This window comes from Mesorhizobium sp. B1-1-6, from assembly GCF_006443035.1.
Lineage (GTDB): Bacteria > Pseudomonadota > Alphaproteobacteria > Rhizobiales > Rhizobiaceae > Mesorhizobium.
The window spans coordinates 32268-51777 of sequence record NZ_VFWR01000014.1; the positions used below are offsets into that span (position 1 = coordinate 32268).

Genomic DNA, 19510 nt, shown 5'->3' on the forward strand with positions numbered 1-19510 from the left:
TTCCCGTCAACGTCCGGCCTTTAGGACACGCCCGGCCTCGGCGGTGATTGCCGCGTCAAGCGCCTGCCAATCCCCCAGAAATTCCTTCGGGAAGCGATAGGTGAGGCTGAGATCCTCGCCGACATGGATGTCGCGCTCGCAAGGCGCCAGCGATTGTTCTGCTGCCGGCCCGCTCAGGCAGCGGGCCACGAATGGGTCCTTGCCGGGCCGGTTGCCGACAACGAGCACCTCGTTGAGGTAACCTGATTTCGCGTTGAAACCGTAAATCGTCGTGCCGCCCGGACCTGCCGTGCCGGGCTGCACGATCAGCGCGCTGTAGATCGGCCCGAAACGTCCGCTCATGTCGCGAGACATCATTTGCGGTTCGAAGGACAGGAAGACGATGCTTTTGGCTGGCCCCGTGTGGTTGAAATCGCCGCGGGCGGCCTCGCTGTAGCCATCCATCTGGGGATAGCGCAGATAGAGGTCGAGCCGCGAGGCGATGCCGTCGCGCCGCGCCTGTTCGAAACGGATAAAGTTGGCAGGCACGGCGATGACATTGTTGCCGATCACCACCTTGCGCATCGTCGCATCATCCGTGTAGCCGGCCATGGCGATCGAATGGCCGAACCATTTGCCGCCCAGGCTGATTGCGACCGACAGCAGGGCGAGTGCTGCAAAGGCGTAGAACACCCGCTTCATCAGCGCGGAATCGACCACGGTGAATTGGGGGTCGTCGGCGATCGCTGCCTGCTTCATCTCTGTCACCGGATTCCTGTCCCGTGACGGCACGCATCGCACGGCACGGCTCTTGCAGTCCTTCCAGCGACTGTGCGATTTCATGGTAAACGGAAGGTAAAGATGGGCCCGGTTGAGCTAACTGCGTTCGCTTTTCTTGTCGGGTTGACGGCTTGCGGGCTGGTCGGATCGGCGATGGAGTTGGTTGTCGGGCGCAAGGTCGCGTTCACCGAGCCTTATGTGTCCTCCGCGCACGTACTGCGTTCGCTCGCCGCCACCGCGTGCGCCGGGCCGTTCATGCTGGTCAACGATGCCTTGGACGCCCGCCGCGACGGTCGTATTTCGTCGGTGGCGCTGATTTCCTGCGGCTGCACGGCGGTCGCCTGGACGCTGGCGCTCGGCATCGTTCTTGTGGCCGTTGCGTGTTGGGAGGTGCCAACCTAGGGTCGTTCGACTTCTAGGCTTGAGACGAATCGGAGACCAGAAATGCCGCTTTATGCGATCGATGGCACCGAACCGAACTTCGCGGATGCGGGCTCAAACTGGATCGCGCCCGATGCGACGCTGATCGGCGACATCAGCATCGGCCGCAATGCCGGCTTCTGGTTCGGCGTCGTCATTCGCGGCGACAATGAGCCTGTCGTGATCGGCGCCGACACGAACGTGCAGGAGCACACGGTCATGCACACCGATCCCGGCTTCCCGCTGACCATTGGCGAAGGCTGCACGATCGGCCACCGCGCCATGCTGCATGGCTGCACCATCGGCGATAACAGCCTGATCGGCATGGGCGCAATCGTGCTCAACGGCGCCAGGATCGGCAAGAATTCGCTGGTCGGCGCCGGCGCGCTGGTCACCGAAGGCAAGGAATTCCCGGACAATTCGCTGATCGTCGGCTCGCCGGCCAAGGCGATCAGGGTCCTGGACGAGGCTGCGATTGCAAGGTTGCGGGCCTCGGCCGCGCACTATGTCGCCAACGGCAGGCGCTTCAAGGCGGGTTTGGAGAAGGTCTAGGCCTCCGCCAGAAATGGCGGAGCCGGCCCGGGGACGGGGCCGGCTCCTTAGACCCGGTCGTTGGGACGGGGAGGGTGGGGACTCGACCGGGTTTCTCCTTAGACGCATCGCGTTGATGCGTAGCGCCTGGTCTCTGGTTCACGCGTGCCGGATCGACGCCGTCAGCGGACGCTGGCGACCGCGTCGGCGCGGCCGTCGTTGATCGTCACCCAGACGCCGGAATTGGTATCCGACTGTCGCTTGAGGTAGGTGTAGTCGGTGTCCGTCCAGGACAGGACCTTGGTTTCCAGATTGTCGAGGATGAATTCGCCGAGGCTGGTGCGCACGGTCAGCACCGCGTGGCCGTCACCGTTTGGCTGGCGCGCGACCGTCATCAACAGGTTGCCGGCCGGAACGCCGGCGTCCATCAGCTCGCGGCGCTTTTCCAGCGCGTAGTCCTCGCAATCGCCATAGCCATTGTCGGGATAGGCCCAATATTCCTCGACGCCGTTGTTTTCCATGTCGGTGCGCGGCTTGACGCGGGTATTGACCGAGTTGTTGATGCTGAGGATCGTCGCCCACAGCTTGCGGGTCAGTTCGACCGGCGCCCCCTTGGGTGTCCGCTCGCTGCATTCGCCCGGTATGCGCTGGCAGAATTCATAGTGTCCGACAGGCTGTGTCGTGCGGCCGCCGGTGTGCATATAGGCCGGTCCCGCGGCATATGCTGATCCCCAAGCGGAAAGCTGCATCGCCATTGCCATCAGCAACAGCTTGCCTCTCGTTTTCTTCATTGTTTTTGTCTCCCCGTTCGAGGGAGACATTGCCACAGGTGGATTTATTCGACGCAAAAGCGCGCAGTAGACATTGAGTAAAACGCCCCTAGAATAAGTATCAAATTTGAAACTTTTGAATGGTCAATCGTTTAACGTTTCGGGGACTGAAGTGACTCGAATTGCGCTGTCGTGAAATACAAAAAAACCGGCCGCGAAGGCCGGTTTTGATCTGGACGCTGTTCGACCTTCAGGCGCGCGGCGTGTTGAATTCCGAATCGAGCGTCTCAGGCCGCTGGATGACGGCGAATTCGATGGCGACGCCATCCTCGAAATGACGCACGATCTGTCCGCGCATGGTGCCGAGCATGACCTGGACGCCGATCGCCGGCTTGACGTCGATCTCGATCGCGGCGCCGGAGAGCGACAGGTCGATGATGCGGCACTGGTACTGACGGCCGTCGGTGAGCTGCAGGATGCTGGTCGGGTTGCGGGGGGCGACGCGCTCGTGGCGGCGGTCTTCCGGCAGATCGAGCTCGTGCTTGTTGGCGAGCCACGTCAATTGCGCGGCGAGCTTGTCCTTCTTGCGGTCCGACGCAATCACCGTCATTGCGAAACCGTCCTGCAAGGTGCGGGTGACGACGCCTTCTATGCGGCCGATATGGTCGACATAGGCGATGACCTTTTCACCGGGCATGCCGATGCGGTCCGTGCGAAACGCGACGTTACCCGGCGACATATCGACGACCTGACAAGGATGTTCGGTGCGGTCTTCCAGCATGAAGCGCCCGTATATCTTGACCCGGACGCGCTGAAAGTTACGTCTCTCAGCTTGGGACGGCGCGTAGTCGACCGCCGCTGACCTCATGACTGCCTACACCCCGTTTGGCATCCCCGCGCGCCGATGCCAGGGACTTCATCCCAGAACTACAGCAAAGCGGGTTAACAAAGGGGAAAAACGGGCAGGCGGGGCTGTAGGATCGTCAACTATTCCTCGCGCCCGCCATCGAAGACGACGAGGTGGCGGATGCGGCGCGCTCGGCCGAGCGCGGAGATGGTTTCGGGCGCCTCCAGTTCGGCGGGAACAAGCGAGGGAACGTCGATCGCCGGCCGGCTCGCCAGCAACTCTTTTTCGGGATCGATGACACGGATCGAATCGATCAACGCGTCCGTGAGCGGGTCGGCGCCCAGCCAGAACGGCTTCTCCACAGCGCTGATCACGCCAAGGCAACGCGGGTTTTCGACGCCGCCATCCAGCGGCAAGGCAAGCAGTTCGAACTTGTTGGAACGGCCGTTGCGGCTGAAGCCCTCGAACATGATCAGCACGACGGATTTCTGGTCGAACACGCCATGGATCAGCTTCGAGACCAGCCGCTGGTCCTTCTCGCGCCACAGCGAGGGAAAGGAGAACCCCTTGAGTTCGCGGCCATAGGAGGCGCAGAGCCTTGTGCCGGCCAGCCGGAACACCGCTTGCCCACGCGTGTCCCTTTCCAGGATGAAGGTGTCGGCCAGCAGCGACTTGATATCGGCCGGCTCCACTTCCGAGCGCTTCGGGGCTGGGCGTCCATCACGCAAGCGGTTCCAATACTGGAACAGCGTGATCGATCCGTTCTGGTTCATGCTAAGCAGCTCCGCGCATTCTGTCGTCTGATGTCCCATCGGTGAACAGAAGGGCGCCCTCCGATGACCTACATGCGTTGCGGAGCAGGAAGCGTGCCAGCGTCGTTAACACTTGTTCACGGGTCGGGGCCGTTAAGGTTAACAAGTGGTTTACGTTGCGCCCGGTCGAGCCGCGTGGCACACAAAAACCACTCCAGAAGCGGTCGTTTCGCGACGATCGGCAGCACTTCAGTCAAGAGTTCGGGGGAACAGGGGACTCGACAGCCGTTCAAGGGAAACCTTGGACGGCTTTCTTTTGATTCGGCACTTTTGATTCGCGCTGGGCGATTCGCCCTTTGTGGTCCGGCGGGCAGTGGTCTAGATGCTCGCAACAACGAATCCTGGACCGAGTGCTAGTGCGCATGAGTGAACCTGTAAGCCCACCGGAAATAGAACAGGCGGATCGCGAGCCCGAGCCGCGTCGCGAGCCGATCTTCAACCTGCCGCCGATCGTGCTGGCGGTGATCGCCATTTGCGTGGCCATCTACCTGTTGCAGCAATACGTGCTGAGTGATGCTCAGCAAATGACACTGCTTTACGATGGGGCCTTCATCCCTGTCCTCTACACCGGCCAATACGGCTTCGACTGGTTCCTGTTCACGCGGCCCTTCACCTATGCCTTCATGCATGGTGGATTTGCGCATATCGCCATCAATATGGTCTGGCTCGCTGCCTTTGGCTCGCCGTTGGCCAATCGGCTCGGAGCGTTCTGGTTCGCGTTGTTCTTCGCCGCGACGGGACTGGCTTCAGTGGCGCTTTTCTGGGCCATGCATCCATATGGCGAAGCGCCGCTGGTCGGGGCTTCCGGTGCGATATCGGGCATGATGGGAGCGGCGGCACGCTTTGGCTTCCGTACGGATCGTTCGGCGGGCAAAGCCGCTTTCGCCGGCCCCGTGCTGCCGATCGCAATGGTGCTGCGCTCGCGTGGCGTGATGATCTTCCTTGCCGTTTGGATGATGATCAATCTTGTCACCGGCCTTGTCGGCTTCGCCCCCGGCGTCGACAGCCAGATCGCCTGGGAGGCTCATATTGGCGGCTTTGTCGCCGGCTTCTTCGGCTTGCGCTGGTTCGACAGGCGTTGGCAGCCGCTCGATTGGGAGACGACCGACCACCGCACTTGAAATGCAACCGATCGCGGCGCACGATGTTCACTCTTACGTGAAAGCCGGTCAGGGCAGGAACCGGTTGGCAAAGTAGAGGAGGACGCCATGACGGTTAAGGCCATTCTCGAGCAAAAAGGCCACGACGTGTTGACGCTCGGGCCGAACGAAAAACTGAGCGAAGCCATCCGCATCCTTGCCGAGCACAGGATCGGGGCGTTGGTCATCACCAATGGAGACCGCAAGATCGTCGGCATCCTGTCCGAGCGCGACATCGTGCGCGTCGTCGCCAGGGAAGGCGCTGCCGCGCTCGACATAGCCGTTCGTTCCGCGATGACGCCGAAAGTAAAGATCTGCAACGAGAATCACACCGTCAACGAGGTGATGGAGATCATGACCCGGGGCCGCTTCCGCCATCTTCCGGTGGAAAAGGACGGCATGCTCGACGGCATCGTTTCGATCGGCGACGTGGTCAAGCGTCGTATCGAGGATGTCGAGCGCGAGGCTGAGGAAATCCGCGCCTATATTGCTACCGCCTGAGCGGCAAGCAACCGCCGGCCGCGCAAACGGCCGGCGGGCGATAGGCTACCTGTTGTCGAGTTCGGAGCGGACGAGTTGGAGCCCGCGCCGCGTGATGCGGTAGGGGCCGCCGTCCGACGACGAAACCGCCTTCTTGCGCTTCAGCTTCCGAAACAGGTCGAGATCGACGCCGGGGTAGTGCCAGCCGTCGCGGGTCAGGCATTTGACGGACGCGATCCGCTTCTTCTCACTTTTTTCGATCTCGATGCGTCCGCCCTGCGCGAGCAGGTGCAGAACGCGTTGTTCAATACGCGAAATATCCATGGGAGAGTTTCCGGGAAAACAACAAAAGCCGCCGCCGCGAAGCTTCGCGGCACGGGGTTTCAGGTTTTCTGCCCTGCCTCGCTGCGAGGTCAGGGCCTTACCGGGACTGAGCGTAAGTGGACATCCACTCTCCATTGGGATGGATGGCCTATAGGCGAAAGCGGCGGAAAAGGCCAGCGAGCGGCTTTACGCTTGTCTCGCGAGGCGGTTTGCACTAGCGAAGTTGCAAATCAGGATGTGCAAAACGCACGTTTCCATCGTTCTACTACGCAGGCCACCATGAGCATCATCGATACCCGCACGCCCGACGCGAAACGCCTGATCCCCGGCGCCACCGGCGACTGGGAAATCATCATCGGGCTCGAGGTCCACGCGCAGGTGACATCGGAAGCAAAACTCTTTTCCGGCGCTTCGACGTCGTTCGGCGCTGCCCCCAACGCCAATGTCAGCCTGGTCGATGCGGCAATGCCCGGCATGCTCCCCGTCATCAATGAGGAATGCGTCAAGCAGGCGATCCGTACCGGCCTCGGCTTGAAGGCGCAGATCAACCACAAGTCCGTCTTCGACCGGAAGAACTATTTCTACCCGGACCTGCCGCAGGGCTACCAGATCTCGCAGTTCAAGCAGCCGATCGTCGGCGAGGGCACGGTGATCGTCTCCGTCGGGCCGGACCGCCAGGGCGAGTTCGAGGACATCGAGGTCGGCATCGAGCGCCTGCATCTGGAGCAGGACGCCGGCAAGTCGATGCACGACCAGCATCCGACCATGTCCTATGTCGATCTCAACCGCTCCGGCGTGGCGCTGATGGAAATCGTGTCGAAACCGGACATGCGTTCGGCCGACGAAGCCAAGGCCTATGTCACCAAGCTGCGCACCATCGTGCGCTATCTCGGCACCTGCGACGGCAACATGGACGAAGGCTCCATGCGCGCGGACGTCAACGTTTCGGTGCGCCGGCCGGGCGGCGAATTCGGCACGCGCTGCGAGATCAAGAACGTCAATTCGATCCGCTTCATAGGCCAGGCGATCGATTTCGAGGCGCGCCGGCAGATCGCTATCATCGAGGATGGCGGCACGATTGACCAGGAAACGCGGCTGTTCGACGCCGTCAAGGGCGAAACCCGTTCGATGCGCACCAAGGAAGAGGCGCACGACTACCGCTATTTTCCAGATCCCGACCTGTTGCCGCTGGAATTCGACCAGGCCTATGTCGAAGCGCTGGCCAAGGAACTGCCGGAACTGCCCGACGACAAGAAGGCGCGATTGATCTCCTCGCTCGGCCTCTCGACTTACGATGCCTCGATCCTGGTGTCGGAAAAGCCGATCGCCGACTATTTCGAGAAGGTGGCCGCCGGCCGCGACGGCAAGCTCGCCGCCAACTGGGTCATCAACGACCTGCTCGGACAATTGAACAAAGCTGGCAAGGACATTGAAAACGCTCCGGTTTCGCCAGACCAGCTCGGCGCTATCATCGACCTGATCAAGGATGGCACCATCTCCGGCAAGATTGCCAAGGACCTGTTCGAGATCGTCTGGAACGAGGGCGGCGACCCGCGCCAACTGGTCGAGAGCCGCGGCATGAAACAGGTTACCGACACCGGCGCTATCGAAAAAGCGGTGGACGAGGTGATCGCGGCCAACCCGGACAAGGTCGAGCAGGCGCGCGCCAAGCCGACCATGGCCGGCTGGTTCGTCGGCCAGGTGATGAAGGCGACCGGCGGCAAGGCCAACCCACAGGCCGTCAATGACCTGGTCAAGGCCAAGCTGGGCATCGAGTAGGCTATGTTCGTGCGCACCGCCGGGGATCGCGACCTCGCCGCCATCCGGGCGCTGCTGGTCGAGACTTGGCATGCGACTTACGACGCCATCTATGGCGCCGAACGGGTGACAGAGATCACCGATGCGTGGCATTCGATCGCCTCGCTCAAGGCGCGGCTGGCGAAGCCAAACAGCGAGTTCCTCGTCGCCGACGATGGCCAGCGCATTGGCGGCATGGCATTTGCCGAAGCGCTCGATGGCGGCGGCGTGGTCATGCTGAAGCAGCTTTACGTGCAGCCCGGCCTGCAGGGCCGGGGCATCGGCGGCATGCTTCTCGACGAGATCATCGAAAGCTTCCCTGAGGCCCGCGCCATCCGGCTGGAAGTGGAAGAGAAGAACACGCGCGCAATTGCCTTCTACCAGGCGAACGGCTTCGTCCAGACCGGCCGCACCGACAATTGCGGTTCGGCCCAATCCGCTATCCCGGCGCTCGTCTATGAAAGGCCGCTTGCCGCATAGCGGCGGACCTTTCGGGTGCGCAATCCGGCGGTCGAATTCAGCGATCGAGCCGCAGTCTAACTGGTGGAGACGTCCACATTGTCGATCAGCCTGGTCTTGCCCAGCCAGGCGGCGGCGAGCAGGCGGCCCTCGTGCCCGCGGCGCCACGGCGTCAGCGTCCGGCTCTCGCGAGCTTCGACATAATCGATCTTGTGGAAGCCGGCCGCGAGTAGGGCGCGGCTGGCTTCGCCTGTCGCGCCGTTCTGGTCGGCGCCGGCCGCCAGCGCCGCGGCTGCCTTGCGCAGGATCACGTTGAGCCGGCGGGCGATCTGGAGTTCGGCCTCACCGAGATAGGCGTTACGCGATGACATGGCGAGGCCATGCGCGTCGCGGATCGTCGGCGCGCCGATGATTTCGACGGGCAGGTCGAGGTCGCGGCAGAGCTGCCTGACGACGCACAATTGCTGATAATCCTTTTCGCCAAAGACCGCGACGTCGGGCGACGCCTGCAGGAGCAGCTTCGCCACGACGGTGGCGACGCCTTCGAAAAAAGTCGGTCGAAAATCCGATTCGAGCCCGGCGGAGGGACCGCCGACCGAGATTTTGGTGGCAAAGCCGGCAGGATACATCTCACCAACCCCAGGCGTGTAGGCAAGATCGGCTCCGGCCAAAGCCAGCTGGTCGAGATCGCGGGCGAGCTGACGTGGATATTTGTCGAGATCCTCGCTCGGCGCGAACTGCGTCGGGTTGACAAAGATCGAGACGATGCAGCGCTCGGCTCTTTCAAGCGCGATCCTGACCAGCGATAGGTGCCCTTCGTGCAAGGCGCCCATTGTCGGCACCATGGCGACGCGAAGGCCGTCGCGCCGCCAGTCGCGGATCCGCGCGCGAAGGCCGGCGACCGTGTCGACGACGAGGGGCCGGCTCATCGGTTGTCCTTGCCCAAGGTGGCCGAAAACACATTTTCGGAACCGGGGAATGTCCGGTCTCGTACCTCGCTGGCGTAACGTGCGGCCGCCTGCGAGACCACGCTGCGCAAATCGGCGTACTCCTTGACGAATTTCGGCACGCGGTCGACGGTGAGCCCGACCATGTCGTCTATGACCAGGATCTGGCCGTCGCAAACGCCACTCGCGCCGATGCCGATAGTCGGAATGGCGATGCGGCGGGTGATTTCGGCCGCGACCGCTTCGACCGTGCCCTCGATGACCATCGAAAAGGCGCCGGCTTCTTCGACGGCGCGCGCATCGGCAAACAGCGCTGCCGCATTCTCGTCGGTCCGGCCCTTGATCCTGTAGCCGCCATCCTTCTCGACGGATTGCGGCAGCAGGCCGATATGGCCCATGACCGCGATGCCGGCATCGACGACCGCGGCGATCTGCCGGGCCATACCGACGCCGCCCTCGAGTTTCACAGCCTGGCAGCCGGTTTCGCCAACGATACGCCGCGCCGAGGCAACCGCTTGGGCAGCCGAATCCTCATAGCTGCCGGCTGGCATGTCGACGACCACGCAAGCCCTGGCCGAGCCGCGCATCACCGCTTGCCCATGCGCGATCATCATCTCCAGCGAGGCGCCCAGCGTCGTTTTGTGGCCATGCAGGACCATTGCGACGCTGTCGCCGACGAGGAGCAGATCGACATGCTCGTCGAGCAGGCGGGCGATGGGGTAGGTATAGGCGGTGAGACAGACGATTGGCACGCCACGCTTGCGGCGGCGAATGGCATCGGCGCCGATGCGAATGTCGGCGGTCGGCGATTCCCTGGCCAATCGTCACCTCCTTCGGCCAAGGGTCGGCCGGATACCCGCACGGGGCGCGCGCGCAGAGCTTTAGAAAGGCTGAGGGTGGTTGGCAAGCACCATACGGCGCCGGCAATGCATCACCGGCTTGTGTCGCCTTACCGGCGCGCCATTTGCGCCCTCTTGGCGGCAAGCCCCTTGCCTTCACGAAGGGCTGACGCCATAAGCAGGAAACGGACGCCATCGGCGCGAGGGTTTGAAGATGAAGACTTTCCTTAAGCAGTTTTTCACCTGGTGGAACGGCCAGACGCTTGGCACGCGCCTGCACACCTGGCGGCACGGCAGGAAGGTCGGGCAGGACGAGGTGGGCAACGTCTACTACGAAGGCGGTGTCGATTCCGAAGGACGCACGCGCCGCTGGGTCATCTATCGCGATTATTCCGAGGCTTCTTCTATCCCGCCCGGCTGGCACGGCTGGATTCATCACCGCGTCGACGTCGCGCCGCCGAGCGACGATTACAAGCCGCGCGACTGGCAGAAACCGCATCAACCGAACCTGACCGGCTCGCCCTCAGCCTATCGTCCGAAGGGCTCGGTGCTGACCAACCAGCACCGCCCGCAGGTCACCGGCGACTACGACGCCTGGACGCCCGGATCATAAGCGGGCGTCGATCCTTTATCGCCACAATTGGTGTTTAGCTGCTTGCTGATCAGAAAACGGCGACTAGCCTTTGTGATAGAGAATCACCCGGGCGCTAACCACCGGTATCCCTGCATGAGCATTTCCAGCCTGACATCGATGGGCGCACTGATGGTAGCCGCCGGGCTCAGCGTTGGCACAGCGGCACTTGCCGCTTCGCCAACGCCGGCCGCACCCGCGCCAGCGCCGGGGTCGGATCGAATCACCAACCCGGTCGCCGAATTCGCCGGCATCGACAAGATCACCGGCCGCATCATCACCTTCGACGTCTATATCGACGAGACGGTGCAGTTCGGTGCTTTGCAGGTGACGCCGCGCGTCTGCTACTCTCGGCCGCAGAACGAGGAGCCGAAGACCGATTCCTTTGTCGAAGTCGACGAGATCACGCTCGACCGCAAGATCCGCCGCATCTTCACCGGCTGGATGTTTGCCGAAAGCCCTGGTCTCAATGCCGTCGAGCATGCCGTCTATGACGTCTGGCTGAAGGCCTGCAAGCAGAAGTCGGATGTGCCAGCGCCCGATGCGGCCAAGACCGAGGCGGCCAAGTCCGATACCGCCCAGCCGAATGCCACGACCGCTCCGGCTGCGACCGAGCCGGAAGCCACGGAACCGCCTACGACCAACGCCAACTGATCCTTCGGAACCGCCCTGACGACAACGCGTTGGGGCCCTGACGGCCATACGATGCGCGCCGGGAGGATTTTCCGATGTCTGCCAGAAAGCGGATCACCGCCAGCATCAAGGAACTGCTTGAGCTCGAAAAGGGCTTCTGGACAGGCGATTCGGCATTTTTCGCGGCCAATGCCGACACCGAGTGCCTCGTGGCATTTCCGCAGATGGCCCAGACCATGAGCAATGCCGATCTCGCCGAAACCGCCGCCGATCCCAAGCGATGGCGTGATCTCGAGATCGATCTCAAGGGCGTAGTCGAACCAGGCAGCGACATCGTCATCCTGGCCTATGAGGCGCATGCCGTGAAGGGCAATGGCGAAGCCTACGCGGCGCTGGTCAGCACCGGCTATGTCCATCGCGTCAACGGCTGGAAGATGATGTTCCATTCGCAGGCTCCGCTGGAAACGAAGGTCCGCTGACGGGCTGGATCATCAGGGGAAAAACACCGCTTCACCCTTCAGCGCGTCGGCCAGCATCTTCTCGTATTTGCCGCGCGGCACGTCGATTGCGCCGAAGCGCTTGAGGTGTTCGGTGGTGAACTGCGTGTCGAGCAGTGCGAAACCGCGCGCCTGCAGGCGTTCGACGAGATGCACAAGGCAGATCTTCGAAGCATCCGTTTCCCGGGAAAACATGCTTTCGCCGAAGAACACCCTCCCCAGGGAGACTCCGTAGAGGCCGCCGACCAGCCGCTCCTCGCGCCAGGCCTCGACAGAATGGCAATGGCCGATGCGATGCAACTGCACATAGGCCTCCCGGATCGGCGCGTTGATCCAGGTGGAACGGCGCTCCTCGCGCCTTTCGGCGCAGCCATCGATCGTCGCCTCGAAATCGAAGTCGAAACGGATGTCGAAGAGGTTTCGCCGAAGCGCCTTCTTCAGACTTTTCGGCGTGTGGAAGCGGTCGAGCGGAATGATGCCGCGCGTCTCCGGCCGCACCCAGAACACTTCCGGATCGGCGGCGCTTTCGGCCATCGGGAAGACGCCCGAGGCGTAGGCCTTGAGCAGAAGGTCGGTCGGGATACGATAGCCTGGCGCGTAGGGGCGAGTCATCGCTTCATTATAGCGGCAAGTCCGGGGCTATTCGCCTTTGGCCAGATATTTTTCCAGCCAGTGGATGTCATAGTCGCCATTGGCGATGTCGGCGTTGCCGACGAGGTCGCGAAACAGCGGCAACGTCGTCTTGATTCCGTCGACGACGAATTCGTCCAGCGCCCGGCGCAGCCGCATCATGCATTCGACGCGGTTGCGCCCGTGCACGATCAGCTTGCCGATCAGGCTGTCGTAGTAAGGCGGGATCTTGTACCCTGAATAGACGCCGGAATCGACACGGATGCCAAGGCCGCCTGGCGTGTGGAAATGGGTGATCGTGCCGGGCGAGGGCGTGAAGGTGCGCGGATCCTCTGCATTGATGCGGCACTCGATGGCATGGCCCTGGAAGCGGATGTCTTCCTGCTTGACCGAAAGACCGCCGCCCGAGGCGACACGGATCTGCTCATGCACCAGATCGATGCCAGTGATAGCCTCCGTCACCGGATGCTCGACTTGCAGGCGCGTGTTCATCTCGATGAAATAGAACTCGCCATTCTCGTAGAGGAACTCGATCGTGCCGGCGCCGGAATAGCCGAGGTCGGCGATGGCGTTGGCGCAGATATCGCCGATGCGCGAGCGTTCCTCGGCGTTGAGGGCGGGTGAGTTGGCCTCTTCCCAGACTTTCTGGTGGCGACGCTGCAAGGAGCAGTCGCGCTCGCCGAAATGCACGCCCCGGCCAAAGCCGTCGCCGAACACCTGAACCTCGATATGACGCGGTTTTTGCAGGTACTTTTCAATATAGACGGCGTCATCGCCGAAGGCCGCGCCCGCTTCCGAGCGGGCCGTCTGCAAGGCGACTTCGAGGTCGGCCTCGGTATGCGCCACTTTCATGCCGCGTCCGCCGCCGCCGGCCGACGCCTTGATGATCACGGGATAGCCGATCTCTGCGGCGATGCGCTTGGCCTCCTTTTCCTCGGTCACCGCACCGTCGGAGCCGGGAACCACCGGGATGCCGAGTCGCTTGGCGGTGCGCTTGGCTTCGATCTTGTCGCCCATGATGCGGATATGGTCGCCGGTCGGACCGATAAAGGTAATGTTATGCGCGGCCAATATGTCGGAAAACTTGGCGTTCTCCGACAGGAAACCGTAGCCGGGATGCACGGCGTCGGCGCCGGTGATCTCGCAGGCGGCGACGATCTGGTGGATATTGAGGTAGCTGTCGCGCGATGGCGGTGGCCCGATGCATACGCTCTCGTCGGCGAGCCGAACATGCATGGCGTCGGCGTCGGCGGTCGAGTGCACCACCACCGTCTGGATGCCAAGCTCCTTGCAGGCACGCAGCACCCGAAGCGCGATTTCGCCGCGATTGGCGATGAGAATCTTCTGGAACATTAGGGCCGCTCTACTCGATCACGACGAGCGGCATGCCGTATTCGACCGGCTGTGCGTCCTCGAACAGGATCGCCGTCACCGTGCCGGCGCGTGGCGAGGGGATCTGGTTCATCGTCTTCATCGCTTCGATGATCAGCAGCGTCTGCCCTTCCTTGACGTTCTGGCCGATCTCGATGAACGGCTTGGCATCCGGCGAGGGCGCCAGGTAGGCGGTGCCGACCATGGGGGAGGCCACGGCGTTTTTCGACACGTCGGCCGCGGCCGGAACGGCTGCGGTGGCAGGTTGGGCCGCCGGCGCCGGCGCAAAGGCCGGCTGCGGCGCGGCTATCGCGTGAACCGCCGGCGCCTGCCGCGATACGCGCACCTTCAGGTCACCCAGCTCGACTTCGATCTCCGTGAGATTGGTGTCGTTCAGTATGCCCGCGAGGTCGCGGATCAGCTGCTGGTCAACACCGGTCTTCTTTATCGACATTTTCGAGCCTTCTGTTTGTTGGCCGGTCATAGGCGTGCGGCCAGCGCCTGCAGCGCCAGCGTGTAGCCGAGCGGCCCAAAGCCACAGATCATGCCGACAGCGACCGGCGCGACCATGGAGACGTGGCGGAATGGTTCCCGCGCATGGATATTGGAAAGATGGACCTCGGCGACCGGCAGCGGCGCCACGGAACGGATGGCGTCGTGAATCGCGATCGAGGTGTGGCTATAGGCGCCGGGATTGATGACGATGCCGACGGCCTTGTCGCCGGCTTCCTGGATCCAGTCGACGAGGTCGCCCTCGTGGTTCGACTGGCGGAAATCGATTTCGAGCCCGAGCGCCGCGCCCGCCTCTCTGCAGTCCTCCGCGATGGCGGCAAGCGTCTTGCCGCCATAGATGCCTGGCTCGCGCTTGCCGAGCGCGTTGAGATTGGGACCGTTCAGGACGAAAACCGTTTTCAAAAAATGCCGACCTTTTCCGGCACCGGCGTCAAACCGGCGCTGGGCCCTCTATAATGGGCATAGACGCCCGCGGAAAGAGCGCAAGTGCGTTCTTTCACTGTCCACAACAGGCGGAAATGCGCCCGTGAAGAAAACCCGCGGCCGATCAAAGCGCGGCTTTCGCCGCCTCGATCTTCTCCGCCAGGACTTCCTGTCCGAGCGCCCCGAACACGACCTCGTTGCCGACGACATAGGACGGCGTTCCGGTGATCGCCAGCTTGTTGGCGAGATCGTAGGTCTTGGAGAAGGCTTCGGTGATGGACGGGTCCTTCATCTTTTCACGCAGCGTCGCTTCATCGGCGCCGAGCGAAAGCGCGACCTTGATCGCCGCCGCCTCGGTGGCGCGACCCTGGCCGCCGAGCAGCGCATTGTGGAACTCGCCGTACTTCTGCGGCATCATCAGGTGGAAGGCCATCGAAACGACGCTGGCCTTCTGCGAATCCGGGCCGAGGATCGGGAACTCCTTGAGCACGAAACGCAGGTCCGGATCGGCCTTGGTCAGCGCCTGCATGTCTTCGATGGCGCGTTTGCAGAAGCCGCAATTGTAGTCGTAGAACTCGACGATCGTGACCTTGCCGTTCGGGTTCCCGACCACGCCGTCGAAGGAGGAGTTGAAGATCTGCTCCTTGGCGCCCTTGATGACGCCGAGATGGGCAATGCGCTGCTCTTCCTTCTGCTTGGCCTCGAGCGCATCCTGGACTTCCAGCAGCACTTCCGGATTCTTCAGGAGATAATCGCGGATGATGCCTTCGACCTCGGTGCGGTCGATCTTGGTATCGTCCGCTGCCGTCTGAAGCGGTTGCGCCGCACCGGCTTCCGCGATTTGCGGGCTGCCGGCCACGAAACCGAACGCCAGCATGGCAAGGGCTATCGCAACTCCCGTGGTGCCCAGCAGCAGTGCCTTTTTCATCGTTCCGTTCCTTTGCCTGTTTTCCGGCCTGGCTGCGTCGCAGCGCACGGCCGGAAGGTTCACTATACCTTGCCCGACGGCTTGTAGTTTATGATGTCCTGGGCGCGTATCCATCGCGGCTCGCCGCGTTTGAGTTGCTGCTGCGCTCGCATGGCGAAGATCTTCGCATCCTTGTAGTTACCGGAATAGAAATGACCCTCGGCCGTGGCGAGCTCGGCGCCCGGTATGTCTCCCAATTCGCCATAGGCCTGCGCCAGATAGCGGTATCCCACGGAATTTTCCTTGTCGCGTCGCAAGCCGTTGTTGATCTGCACCACGGCCTTTTTCAGAGCGTCTGGGGTGCCCGTCGCCATCAACGCCTGGCCGAGCGAAACCGGCAGCAATCCAGATCGCGCCTTGTCGAGGCTGACTGCCTTGGCGTAGGCATCGGCAGCTTCCTTGGGCTTGTTCGCCTTCATCAATATATCGCCGCGCAATTCCTGGAAATAGGCGTTGCCGGGCTGGGCTTTGATCAAGGCGTTGGTCTTGGCGAGTGCGGTGGCGATGTTGCCGAAAAGATAGGCCGATTGGGCCTCGCCATACTGCGCGGCAAGGCTGCCCTGCATCTTTCGCATCAGCCGCGACGCGGCGGCCTGGCCTTCCATGTAGACAGCGATCTTCACCCGCATCATGTCGTGGCGCAATTGCAGTGCCGGCGCATCGACCTTGTCGAGATAGGGGCTCTGCTTGACCAGCACTTCGAGGTTGGAGATTCGATCGCGCGGCATTGGATGGCTGATCCGGTAGGGATCGACCTGCGCGCCCGACAGCGACAAGGCCGTCTGGAAACGCTGAAACGTCTTCAGCATGCCCATGCCGGACTGGCCGGTGGCGTTGAGATAGGTGATCGCCGAGCGGTCGGCCGTCATCTCCTCGGTGCGCTGATAGGCGAGAATGCTGCGCTGCGCCATCTCGCCGCCGCCAGCCGCCACGCCCACGCCGGCGCCGGCAAGTCCGCGGCTGTTGGTGGTCGCCCCGGCGACCATGGCGCCAGCGCCCAGCAAGGTTGCGATGATGGCCATCGTCTTGGCGCGCTCGAGCTGGTCACGCAGTTTCTGCTGGTGGCCGCCGGCGATGTGGCCGGCCTCGTGGGCGATGACGCCGATGATCTCGTTGGGCGTTTCGGCTTCCATCAAGGCGCCCGTGTTGATGAACAGCCGGCGTCCGGTGACGAACGCGTTGAAGCTCTGGTCGTTGACCAGGACGATGTCGATGCCGTCATTCGCCAGACCGGCGGCCTTGAAGATCGGGCGGGCGTAGTCGCGCACCAGCGCCTCGATCTCGGCATCGCGCACCACCGGCACGTTCTGGGCGAAGGCGCTGATGGAACCAGACACCGCGACGGCGACGCCAAGCGAAAGCGTCGCAACGACGCGCGCTGCCCGGGCAACCATCGATTTGGGTCGGCTCAACATGACGTGTCCACTGGTAGACGAGCGGGCGAAAGATGAAAAGTCGGCACCGGAAAAACTTCCTCAACTTGTGATCCTCACACCAATCGGGCATTTGTGCGGCGCATGCGCCAGGACGTGGTGCGCTCAATCGTCGGATCGAGGTCAAAATGGTCGTTTCGCTCTCACGCCGTGGCAATGTCGAACCCTTCCACGCCATGGATGTGCTGGCCGAGGCGAACCGGCTGAGAGCGACGGGCGCGCCGGTCATTTCCATGGCCGTCGGCCAGCCGTCCGATCCGGCTCCGGCCCGCGTTCGTGCCGCGGCGGCCAGGGCTTTGCAGGACGGGCGTATTGGCTATACCGATGCGCTGGGCCTGGCTGGATTGCGCAAGGCGATCGCGGAACACTATGGGGATCACTACGGGCTTGATGTCGCGCCCGACCGGATCGCGGTCACCACGGGATCCTCGGCCGCCTTCAATCTCGCCTTCCTGGCAATGTTCGATCCCGGTGACCGCGTCGCCATCGCAGCGCCCGGCTACCCCGCCTATCGCAACATCATGGCGGCGCTGGGCATCGAAGTGATCGAGATCGAGCTCGGCGACGCGGCCTATCTTCATGCCGCTCACCTGGAGACCGCGCATCGCGAAAAACCGCTGAAGGGCGTGCTGTTCGCAAGTCCCGCCAACCCGACCGGCGCGGTCATTCCGGCCGATGATCTCGCGGACCTGGTCCGGACGGCGGAGGCGCTCGGCATTGCCGTCATCTCCGACGAGATCTACCACCGGCTGGCCTATGCGGCGCCCGACACCACGGCACTCGCCTTTGGAGCCGGTGTCACGGCGATCAACTCCTTCTCGAAATACTATTGCATGACCGGCTGGCGCATCGGCTGGATGGTGCTGCCGGAAGCGGTGGTGCGGCCCATCGAGCGCATTGCGCAGAGCCTCTACATCTCGCCGCCGGAACTGTCGCAGGTCGCCGCAATCGAGGCCTTTGCCGCTACCGAGGAGCTAGAAGCGGTCAAGGGTCGCTATGCCTGGAACCGCGAGCTCCTGATGAAGCGTCTGCCGGAGCTCGGTTTTCCGCTCGCAGCACCGATGGATGGCGCCTTCTATGCCTTTTGCGACGTCACCAGGCACAGCAACGACAGCATGGCTTTCGCCCGCAAGATGCTGGCCGAGGCGCATGTCGCGGCCACGCCCGGCCGTGATTTCGACACCCAGGCCGGGCACCGCACTATGCGTTTCTCCTATGCCTGCAGCCATGACGACATGGTCGAGGCATTGGCGCGCATCGAACGCTGGCTGAGGTAGATCCATGCCGGAACTCGAGCAGGCCCTGGCCGAAGTCGCGGTCGAAATGGCCGAACGCACCGATCGCGGCGAGGTCGCCACCTATATCCCGCAACTCGGCAAGGTTGATCCCAAGAAATTCGGCATCGCAGCCGTCACCAATGACGGCCGTGTGCTGATGGCGGGCGACGCCGACCAGCCCTTTTCGATCCAGAGCATCTCGAAAGTGTTCACCTTGACGCTGGCGCTGGGCAATGTCGGCGACGCGCTGTGGAAGCGGGTAGGGCGCGAGCCTTCGGGCAATCCGTTCAACTCGATCGTGCAGCTCGAGCATGAGAACGGCATTCCGCGCAATCCCTTCATCAATGCCGGCGCCATTGTCATCTCCGACATCCTGCTTGCCGGCCACCAGCCGCGCGAGGCGATCGGCGAGATCCTGCGCTTCATCCAGTTCCTCGCCGACGACGAGACCATCATCATCGACCGCGAGGTGGCAGCGTCGGAGCGCGCCACCGGCTATCGCAACTTCGCGCTCGCCAACTACATGAAATCCTTCGGGAATCTTCATCATGCGCCGGAGCTGGCGCTCGGCGTCTATTTCCACCATTGCGCCATCGCCATGAGCTGCCGGCAGCTGGCGATGGCCGGCCGGTTCCTCGCCAATGGCGGCAAAAATCCGGCGACCGGACATTCCGTGGTGTCGGTCGAGCGGGCACGCCGCATCGGCGCCATGATGCTGACCTGCGGCCACTATGACGGCTCCGGTGATTTTGCCTTCCGCGTCGGCATTCCGGGCAAGAGCGGCGTCGGCGGCGGCATATTGGGCATCGTGCCCGGCGTCGCCTCGCTCGCCGTCTGGTCGCCCGGCCTCAACGCCAACGGCAATTCCAAGCTGGGCTCGATCGCCCTGGAAAAGCTTGCCAGGATGATGAACTGGTCGATCTTCGCGCCGTAACGTTCCGGCAAACCGGATATGAAAATCCCGCGCCGTCTTTCGACCGGCGCGGGATTTTTTTTATTCAGGAAGTCAGT

24 protein-coding genes are annotated in these 19510 nt (G+C 62.8%); 11 read left to right on the plus strand and 13 right to left on the minus strand.

The annotated features are described in order from the left end of the window. Positions 1-6: 6 nt before the first annotated feature. Positions 7-738: a hypothetical protein gene (locus FJ979_RS25195; protein WP_140584167.1), complete on the minus strand. Its 732-nt coding sequence runs from the start codon at positions 736-738 to the stop codon at positions 7-9. Positions 739-840: 102 nt separating this feature from the next. On the opposite strand from FJ979_RS25195, the gene FJ979_RS25200 reads away from it, so the two are divergent. After that, the gene (locus tag FJ979_RS25200; protein ID WP_140584169.1) at positions 841-1161 is read left to right on the plus strand and encodes a hypothetical protein; all 321 of its coding nucleotides are present in this window, start codon (positions 841-843) and stop codon (positions 1159-1161) included. A 42-nt stretch (positions 1162-1203) separates the two neighbouring features. Further along, positions 1204-1731, plus strand: coding sequence for a gamma carbonic anhydrase family protein (locus FJ979_RS25205; RefSeq protein WP_140493693.1), 528 nt, complete (start codon positions 1204-1206; stop codon positions 1729-1731). Between the two features lie 161 nt (positions 1732-1892). Here FJ979_RS25205 and FJ979_RS25210 read toward each other — a convergent pair whose 3' ends face one another. The 3 genes from FJ979_RS25210 to FJ979_RS25220 form a co-directional block, all read right to left on the minus strand. Continuing rightward, positions 1893-2501, minus strand: a complete 609-nt coding sequence (locus FJ979_RS25210; protein ID WP_140517647.1) for a transglutaminase-like cysteine peptidase — start codon at positions 2499-2501, stop codon at positions 1893-1895. Positions 2502-2730: 229 nt separating this feature from the next. Then, positions 2731-3348, minus strand: coding sequence for a PilZ domain-containing protein (locus FJ979_RS25215; RefSeq protein WP_140493689.1), 618 nt, complete (start codon positions 3346-3348; stop codon positions 2731-2733). 119 nt (positions 3349-3467) lie between these two features. After that, positions 3468-4100, minus strand: coding sequence for a PAS domain-containing protein (locus FJ979_RS25220; protein ID WP_140493687.1), 633 nt, complete (start codon positions 4098-4100; stop codon positions 3468-3470). Between the two features lie 401 nt (positions 4101-4501). Between FJ979_RS25220 and FJ979_RS25225 the strand changes: the two genes are divergently transcribed. Continuing rightward, positions 4502-5260: a rhomboid family intramembrane serine protease gene (locus FJ979_RS25225; protein WP_140522115.1), complete on the plus strand. Its 759-nt coding sequence runs from the start codon at positions 4502-4504 to the stop codon at positions 5258-5260. A gap of 87 nt (positions 5261-5347) precedes the next feature. Further along, entirely contained in the window at positions 5348-5779 is a 432-nt protein-coding gene (locus FJ979_RS25230; protein WP_140493682.1) for a CBS domain-containing protein, read from the plus strand. Between the two features lie 45 nt (positions 5780-5824). Here FJ979_RS25230 and FJ979_RS25235 read toward each other — a convergent pair whose 3' ends face one another. After that, the gene (locus tag FJ979_RS25235; RefSeq protein ID WP_140493680.1) at positions 5825-6082 is read right to left on the minus strand and encodes a YjhX family toxin; all 258 of its coding nucleotides are present in this window, start codon (positions 6080-6082) and stop codon (positions 5825-5827) included. A 279-nt stretch (positions 6083-6361) separates the two neighbouring features. Here FJ979_RS25235 and gatB point away from each other — a divergent pair, with 279 nt between their 5' ends. After that, complete coding sequence (gatB, locus tag FJ979_RS25245; protein WP_140493678.1) at positions 6362-7861, plus strand: Asp-tRNA(Asn)/Glu-tRNA(Gln) amidotransferase subunit GatB; 1500 nt, start codon at positions 6362-6364, stop codon at positions 7859-7861. 3 nt (positions 7862-7864) lie between these two features. Then, positions 7865-8359, plus strand: a complete 495-nt coding sequence (locus FJ979_RS25250; RefSeq protein ID WP_140561020.1) for a GNAT family N-acetyltransferase — start codon at positions 7865-7867, stop codon at positions 8357-8359. 56 nt (positions 8360-8415) lie between these two features. Here the strand turns inward: FJ979_RS25250 and panC are convergent, their stop codons facing one another. Both panC and panB read right to left on the minus strand, forming a co-directional pair. Continuing rightward, the gene (gene panC, locus FJ979_RS25255; protein ID WP_140517642.1) at positions 8416-9267 is read right to left on the minus strand and encodes a pantoate--beta-alanine ligase; all 852 of its coding nucleotides are present in this window, start codon (positions 9265-9267) and stop codon (positions 8416-8418) included. Further along, a complete protein-coding gene (gene panB, locus FJ979_RS25260) occupies positions 9264-10079 on the minus strand; it encodes a 3-methyl-2-oxobutanoate hydroxymethyltransferase (protein WP_224620065.1) in 816 nt (271 codons plus the stop codon). Before panB ends, panC begins: the two co-directional genes overlap by 4 nt. Before the next feature lie 259 nt (positions 10080-10338). Between panB and FJ979_RS25265 the strand changes: the two genes are divergently transcribed. The 3 genes from FJ979_RS25265 (at position 10339) to FJ979_RS25275 (ending at position 11867) form a co-directional block, all read left to right on the plus strand. Continuing rightward, entirely contained in the window at positions 10339-10737 is a 399-nt protein-coding gene (locus tag FJ979_RS25265) for an NADH:ubiquinone oxidoreductase subunit NDUFA12 (RefSeq protein ID WP_140522122.1), read from the plus strand. A gap of 114 nt (positions 10738-10851) precedes the next feature. Continuing rightward, on the plus strand, positions 10852-11409 hold the full coding sequence (locus tag FJ979_RS25270) for a DUF2155 domain-containing protein (protein ID WP_140522124.1): 558 nt from the start codon (positions 10852-10854) through the stop codon (positions 11407-11409). 74 nt (positions 11410-11483) lie between these two features. Further along, a complete protein-coding gene (locus tag FJ979_RS25275) occupies positions 11484-11867 on the plus strand; it encodes a hypothetical protein (protein ID WP_140493667.1) in 384 nt (127 codons plus the stop codon). Positions 11868-11879: 12 nt separating this feature from the next. Here FJ979_RS25275 and aat read toward each other — a convergent pair whose 3' ends face one another. The 6 genes from aat to FJ979_RS25305 all read right to left on the minus strand — a co-directional run bounded on the left by aat (position 11880) and on the right by FJ979_RS25305 (position 17204). Beyond that, complete coding sequence (gene aat / locus FJ979_RS25280; protein WP_140517639.1) at positions 11880-12497, minus strand: leucyl/phenylalanyl-tRNA--protein transferase; 618 nt, start codon at positions 12495-12497, stop codon at positions 11880-11882. Between the two features lie 27 nt (positions 12498-12524). After that, positions 12525-13868 (minus strand): acetyl-CoA carboxylase biotin carboxylase subunit, encoded by a 1344-nt coding sequence (gene accC, locus FJ979_RS25285; protein WP_140493663.1) that lies wholly within the window; start codon positions 13866-13868, stop codon positions 12525-12527. A gap of 10 nt (positions 13869-13878) precedes the next feature. Then, on the minus strand, positions 13879-14340 hold the full coding sequence (accB, locus tag FJ979_RS25290; protein ID WP_140493661.1) for an acetyl-CoA carboxylase biotin carboxyl carrier protein: 462 nt from the start codon (positions 14338-14340) through the stop codon (positions 13879-13881). 26 nt (positions 14341-14366) lie between these two features. Next, positions 14367-14801, minus strand: coding sequence for a type II 3-dehydroquinate dehydratase (gene aroQ, locus FJ979_RS25295; protein ID WP_140522126.1), 435 nt, complete (start codon positions 14799-14801; stop codon positions 14367-14369). Positions 14802-14946: 145 nt separating this feature from the next. Next, on the minus strand, positions 14947-15750 hold the full coding sequence (locus FJ979_RS25300) for a DsbA family protein (RefSeq protein WP_140522128.1): 804 nt from the start codon (positions 15748-15750) through the stop codon (positions 14947-14949). Between the two features lie 62 nt (positions 15751-15812). Continuing rightward, positions 15813-17204: a M48 family metalloprotease gene (locus FJ979_RS25305; RefSeq protein ID WP_140522130.1), complete on the minus strand. Its 1392-nt coding sequence runs from the start codon at positions 17202-17204 to the stop codon at positions 15813-15815. Between the two features lie 146 nt (positions 17205-17350). Between FJ979_RS25305 and FJ979_RS25310 the strand changes: the two genes are divergently transcribed. Both FJ979_RS25310 and FJ979_RS25315 read left to right on the plus strand, forming a co-directional pair. Beyond that, entirely contained in the window at positions 17351-18499 is a 1149-nt protein-coding gene (locus FJ979_RS25310) for an aminotransferase class I/II-fold pyridoxal phosphate-dependent enzyme (protein ID WP_140584171.1), read from the plus strand. 4 nt (positions 18500-18503) lie between these two features. Continuing rightward, positions 18504-19433 carry a glutaminase gene (locus FJ979_RS25315; RefSeq protein ID WP_140517635.1) on the plus strand — a complete coding sequence of 310 codons (930 nt, stop codon included), beginning with the start codon at positions 18504-18506 and terminating at the stop codon, positions 19431-19433. Positions 19434-19510: the final 77 nt, after the last annotated feature.

What these genes read in the sequence shown, in the direction of transcription:
- FJ979_RS25195 (WP_140584167.1), bottom strand. Translation starts at nt 738, where the DNA reads ATGAAGCAGGCAGCGATCGCCGACGACCCCCAATTCACCGTGGTCGAT.
- FJ979_RS25200 (WP_140584169.1), top strand. Translation starts at nt 841, where the DNA reads ATGGGCCCGGTTGAGCTAACTGCGTTCGCTTTTCTTGTCGGGTTGACG.
- FJ979_RS25205 (WP_140493693.1), top strand. Translation starts at nt 1,204, where the DNA reads ATGCCGCTTTATGCGATCGATGGCACCGAACCGAACTTCGCGGATGCG.
- FJ979_RS25210 (WP_140517647.1), bottom strand. Translation starts at nt 2,501, where the DNA reads ATGAAGAAAACGAGAGGCAAGCTGTTGCTGATGGCAATGGCGATGCAG.
- FJ979_RS25215 (WP_140493689.1), bottom strand. Translation starts at nt 3,348, where the DNA reads ATGAGGTCAGCGGCGGTCGACTACGCGCCGTCCCAAGCTGAGAGACGT.
- FJ979_RS25220 (WP_140493687.1), bottom strand. Translation starts at nt 4,100, where the DNA reads ATGAACCAGAACGGATCGATCACGCTGTTCCAGTATTGGAACCGCTTG.
- FJ979_RS25225 (WP_140522115.1), top strand. Translation starts at nt 4,502, where the DNA reads ATGAGTGAACCTGTAAGCCCACCGGAAATAGAACAGGCGGATCGCGAG.
- FJ979_RS25230 (WP_140493682.1), top strand. Translation starts at nt 5,348, where the DNA reads ATGACGGTTAAGGCCATTCTCGAGCAAAAAGGCCACGACGTGTTGACG.
- FJ979_RS25235 (WP_140493680.1), bottom strand. Translation starts at nt 6,082, where the DNA reads ATGGATATTTCGCGTATTGAACAACGCGTTCTGCACCTGCTCGCGCAG.
- gatB (WP_140493678.1), top strand. Translation starts at nt 6,362, where the DNA reads ATGAGCATCATCGATACCCGCACGCCCGACGCGAAACGCCTGATCCCC.
- FJ979_RS25250 (WP_140561020.1), top strand. Translation starts at nt 7,865, where the DNA reads ATGTTCGTGCGCACCGCCGGGGATCGCGACCTCGCCGCCATCCGGGCG.
- panC (WP_140517642.1), bottom strand. Translation starts at nt 9,267, where the DNA reads ATGAGCCGGCCCCTCGTCGTCGACACGGTCGCCGGCCTTCGCGCGCGG.
- FJ979_RS25265 (WP_140522122.1), top strand. Translation starts at nt 10,339, where the DNA reads ATGAAGACTTTCCTTAAGCAGTTTTTCACCTGGTGGAACGGCCAGACG.
- FJ979_RS25270 (WP_140522124.1), top strand. Translation starts at nt 10,852, where the DNA reads ATGAGCATTTCCAGCCTGACATCGATGGGCGCACTGATGGTAGCCGCC.
- FJ979_RS25275 (WP_140493667.1), top strand. Translation starts at nt 11,484, where the DNA reads ATGTCTGCCAGAAAGCGGATCACCGCCAGCATCAAGGAACTGCTTGAG.
- aat (WP_140517639.1), bottom strand. Translation starts at nt 12,497, where the DNA reads ATGACTCGCCCCTACGCGCCAGGCTATCGTATCCCGACCGACCTTCTG.
- accC (WP_140493663.1), bottom strand. Translation starts at nt 13,868, where the DNA reads ATGTTCCAGAAGATTCTCATCGCCAATCGCGGCGAAATCGCGCTTCGG.
- accB (WP_140493661.1), bottom strand. Translation starts at nt 14,340, where the DNA reads ATGTCGATAAAGAAGACCGGTGTTGACCAGCAGCTGATCCGCGACCTC.
- FJ979_RS25300 (WP_140522128.1), bottom strand. Translation starts at nt 15,750, where the DNA reads ATGAAAAAGGCACTGCTGCTGGGCACCACGGGAGTTGCGATAGCCCTT.
- FJ979_RS25305 (WP_140522130.1), bottom strand. Translation starts at nt 17,204, where the DNA reads ATGTTGAGCCGACCCAAATCGATGGTTGCCCGGGCAGCGCGCGTCGTT.
- FJ979_RS25310 (WP_140584171.1), top strand. Translation starts at nt 17,351, where the DNA reads ATGGTCGTTTCGCTCTCACGCCGTGGCAATGTCGAACCCTTCCACGCC.
- FJ979_RS25315 (WP_140517635.1), top strand. Translation starts at nt 18,504, where the DNA reads ATGCCGGAACTCGAGCAGGCCCTGGCCGAAGTCGCGGTCGAAATGGCC.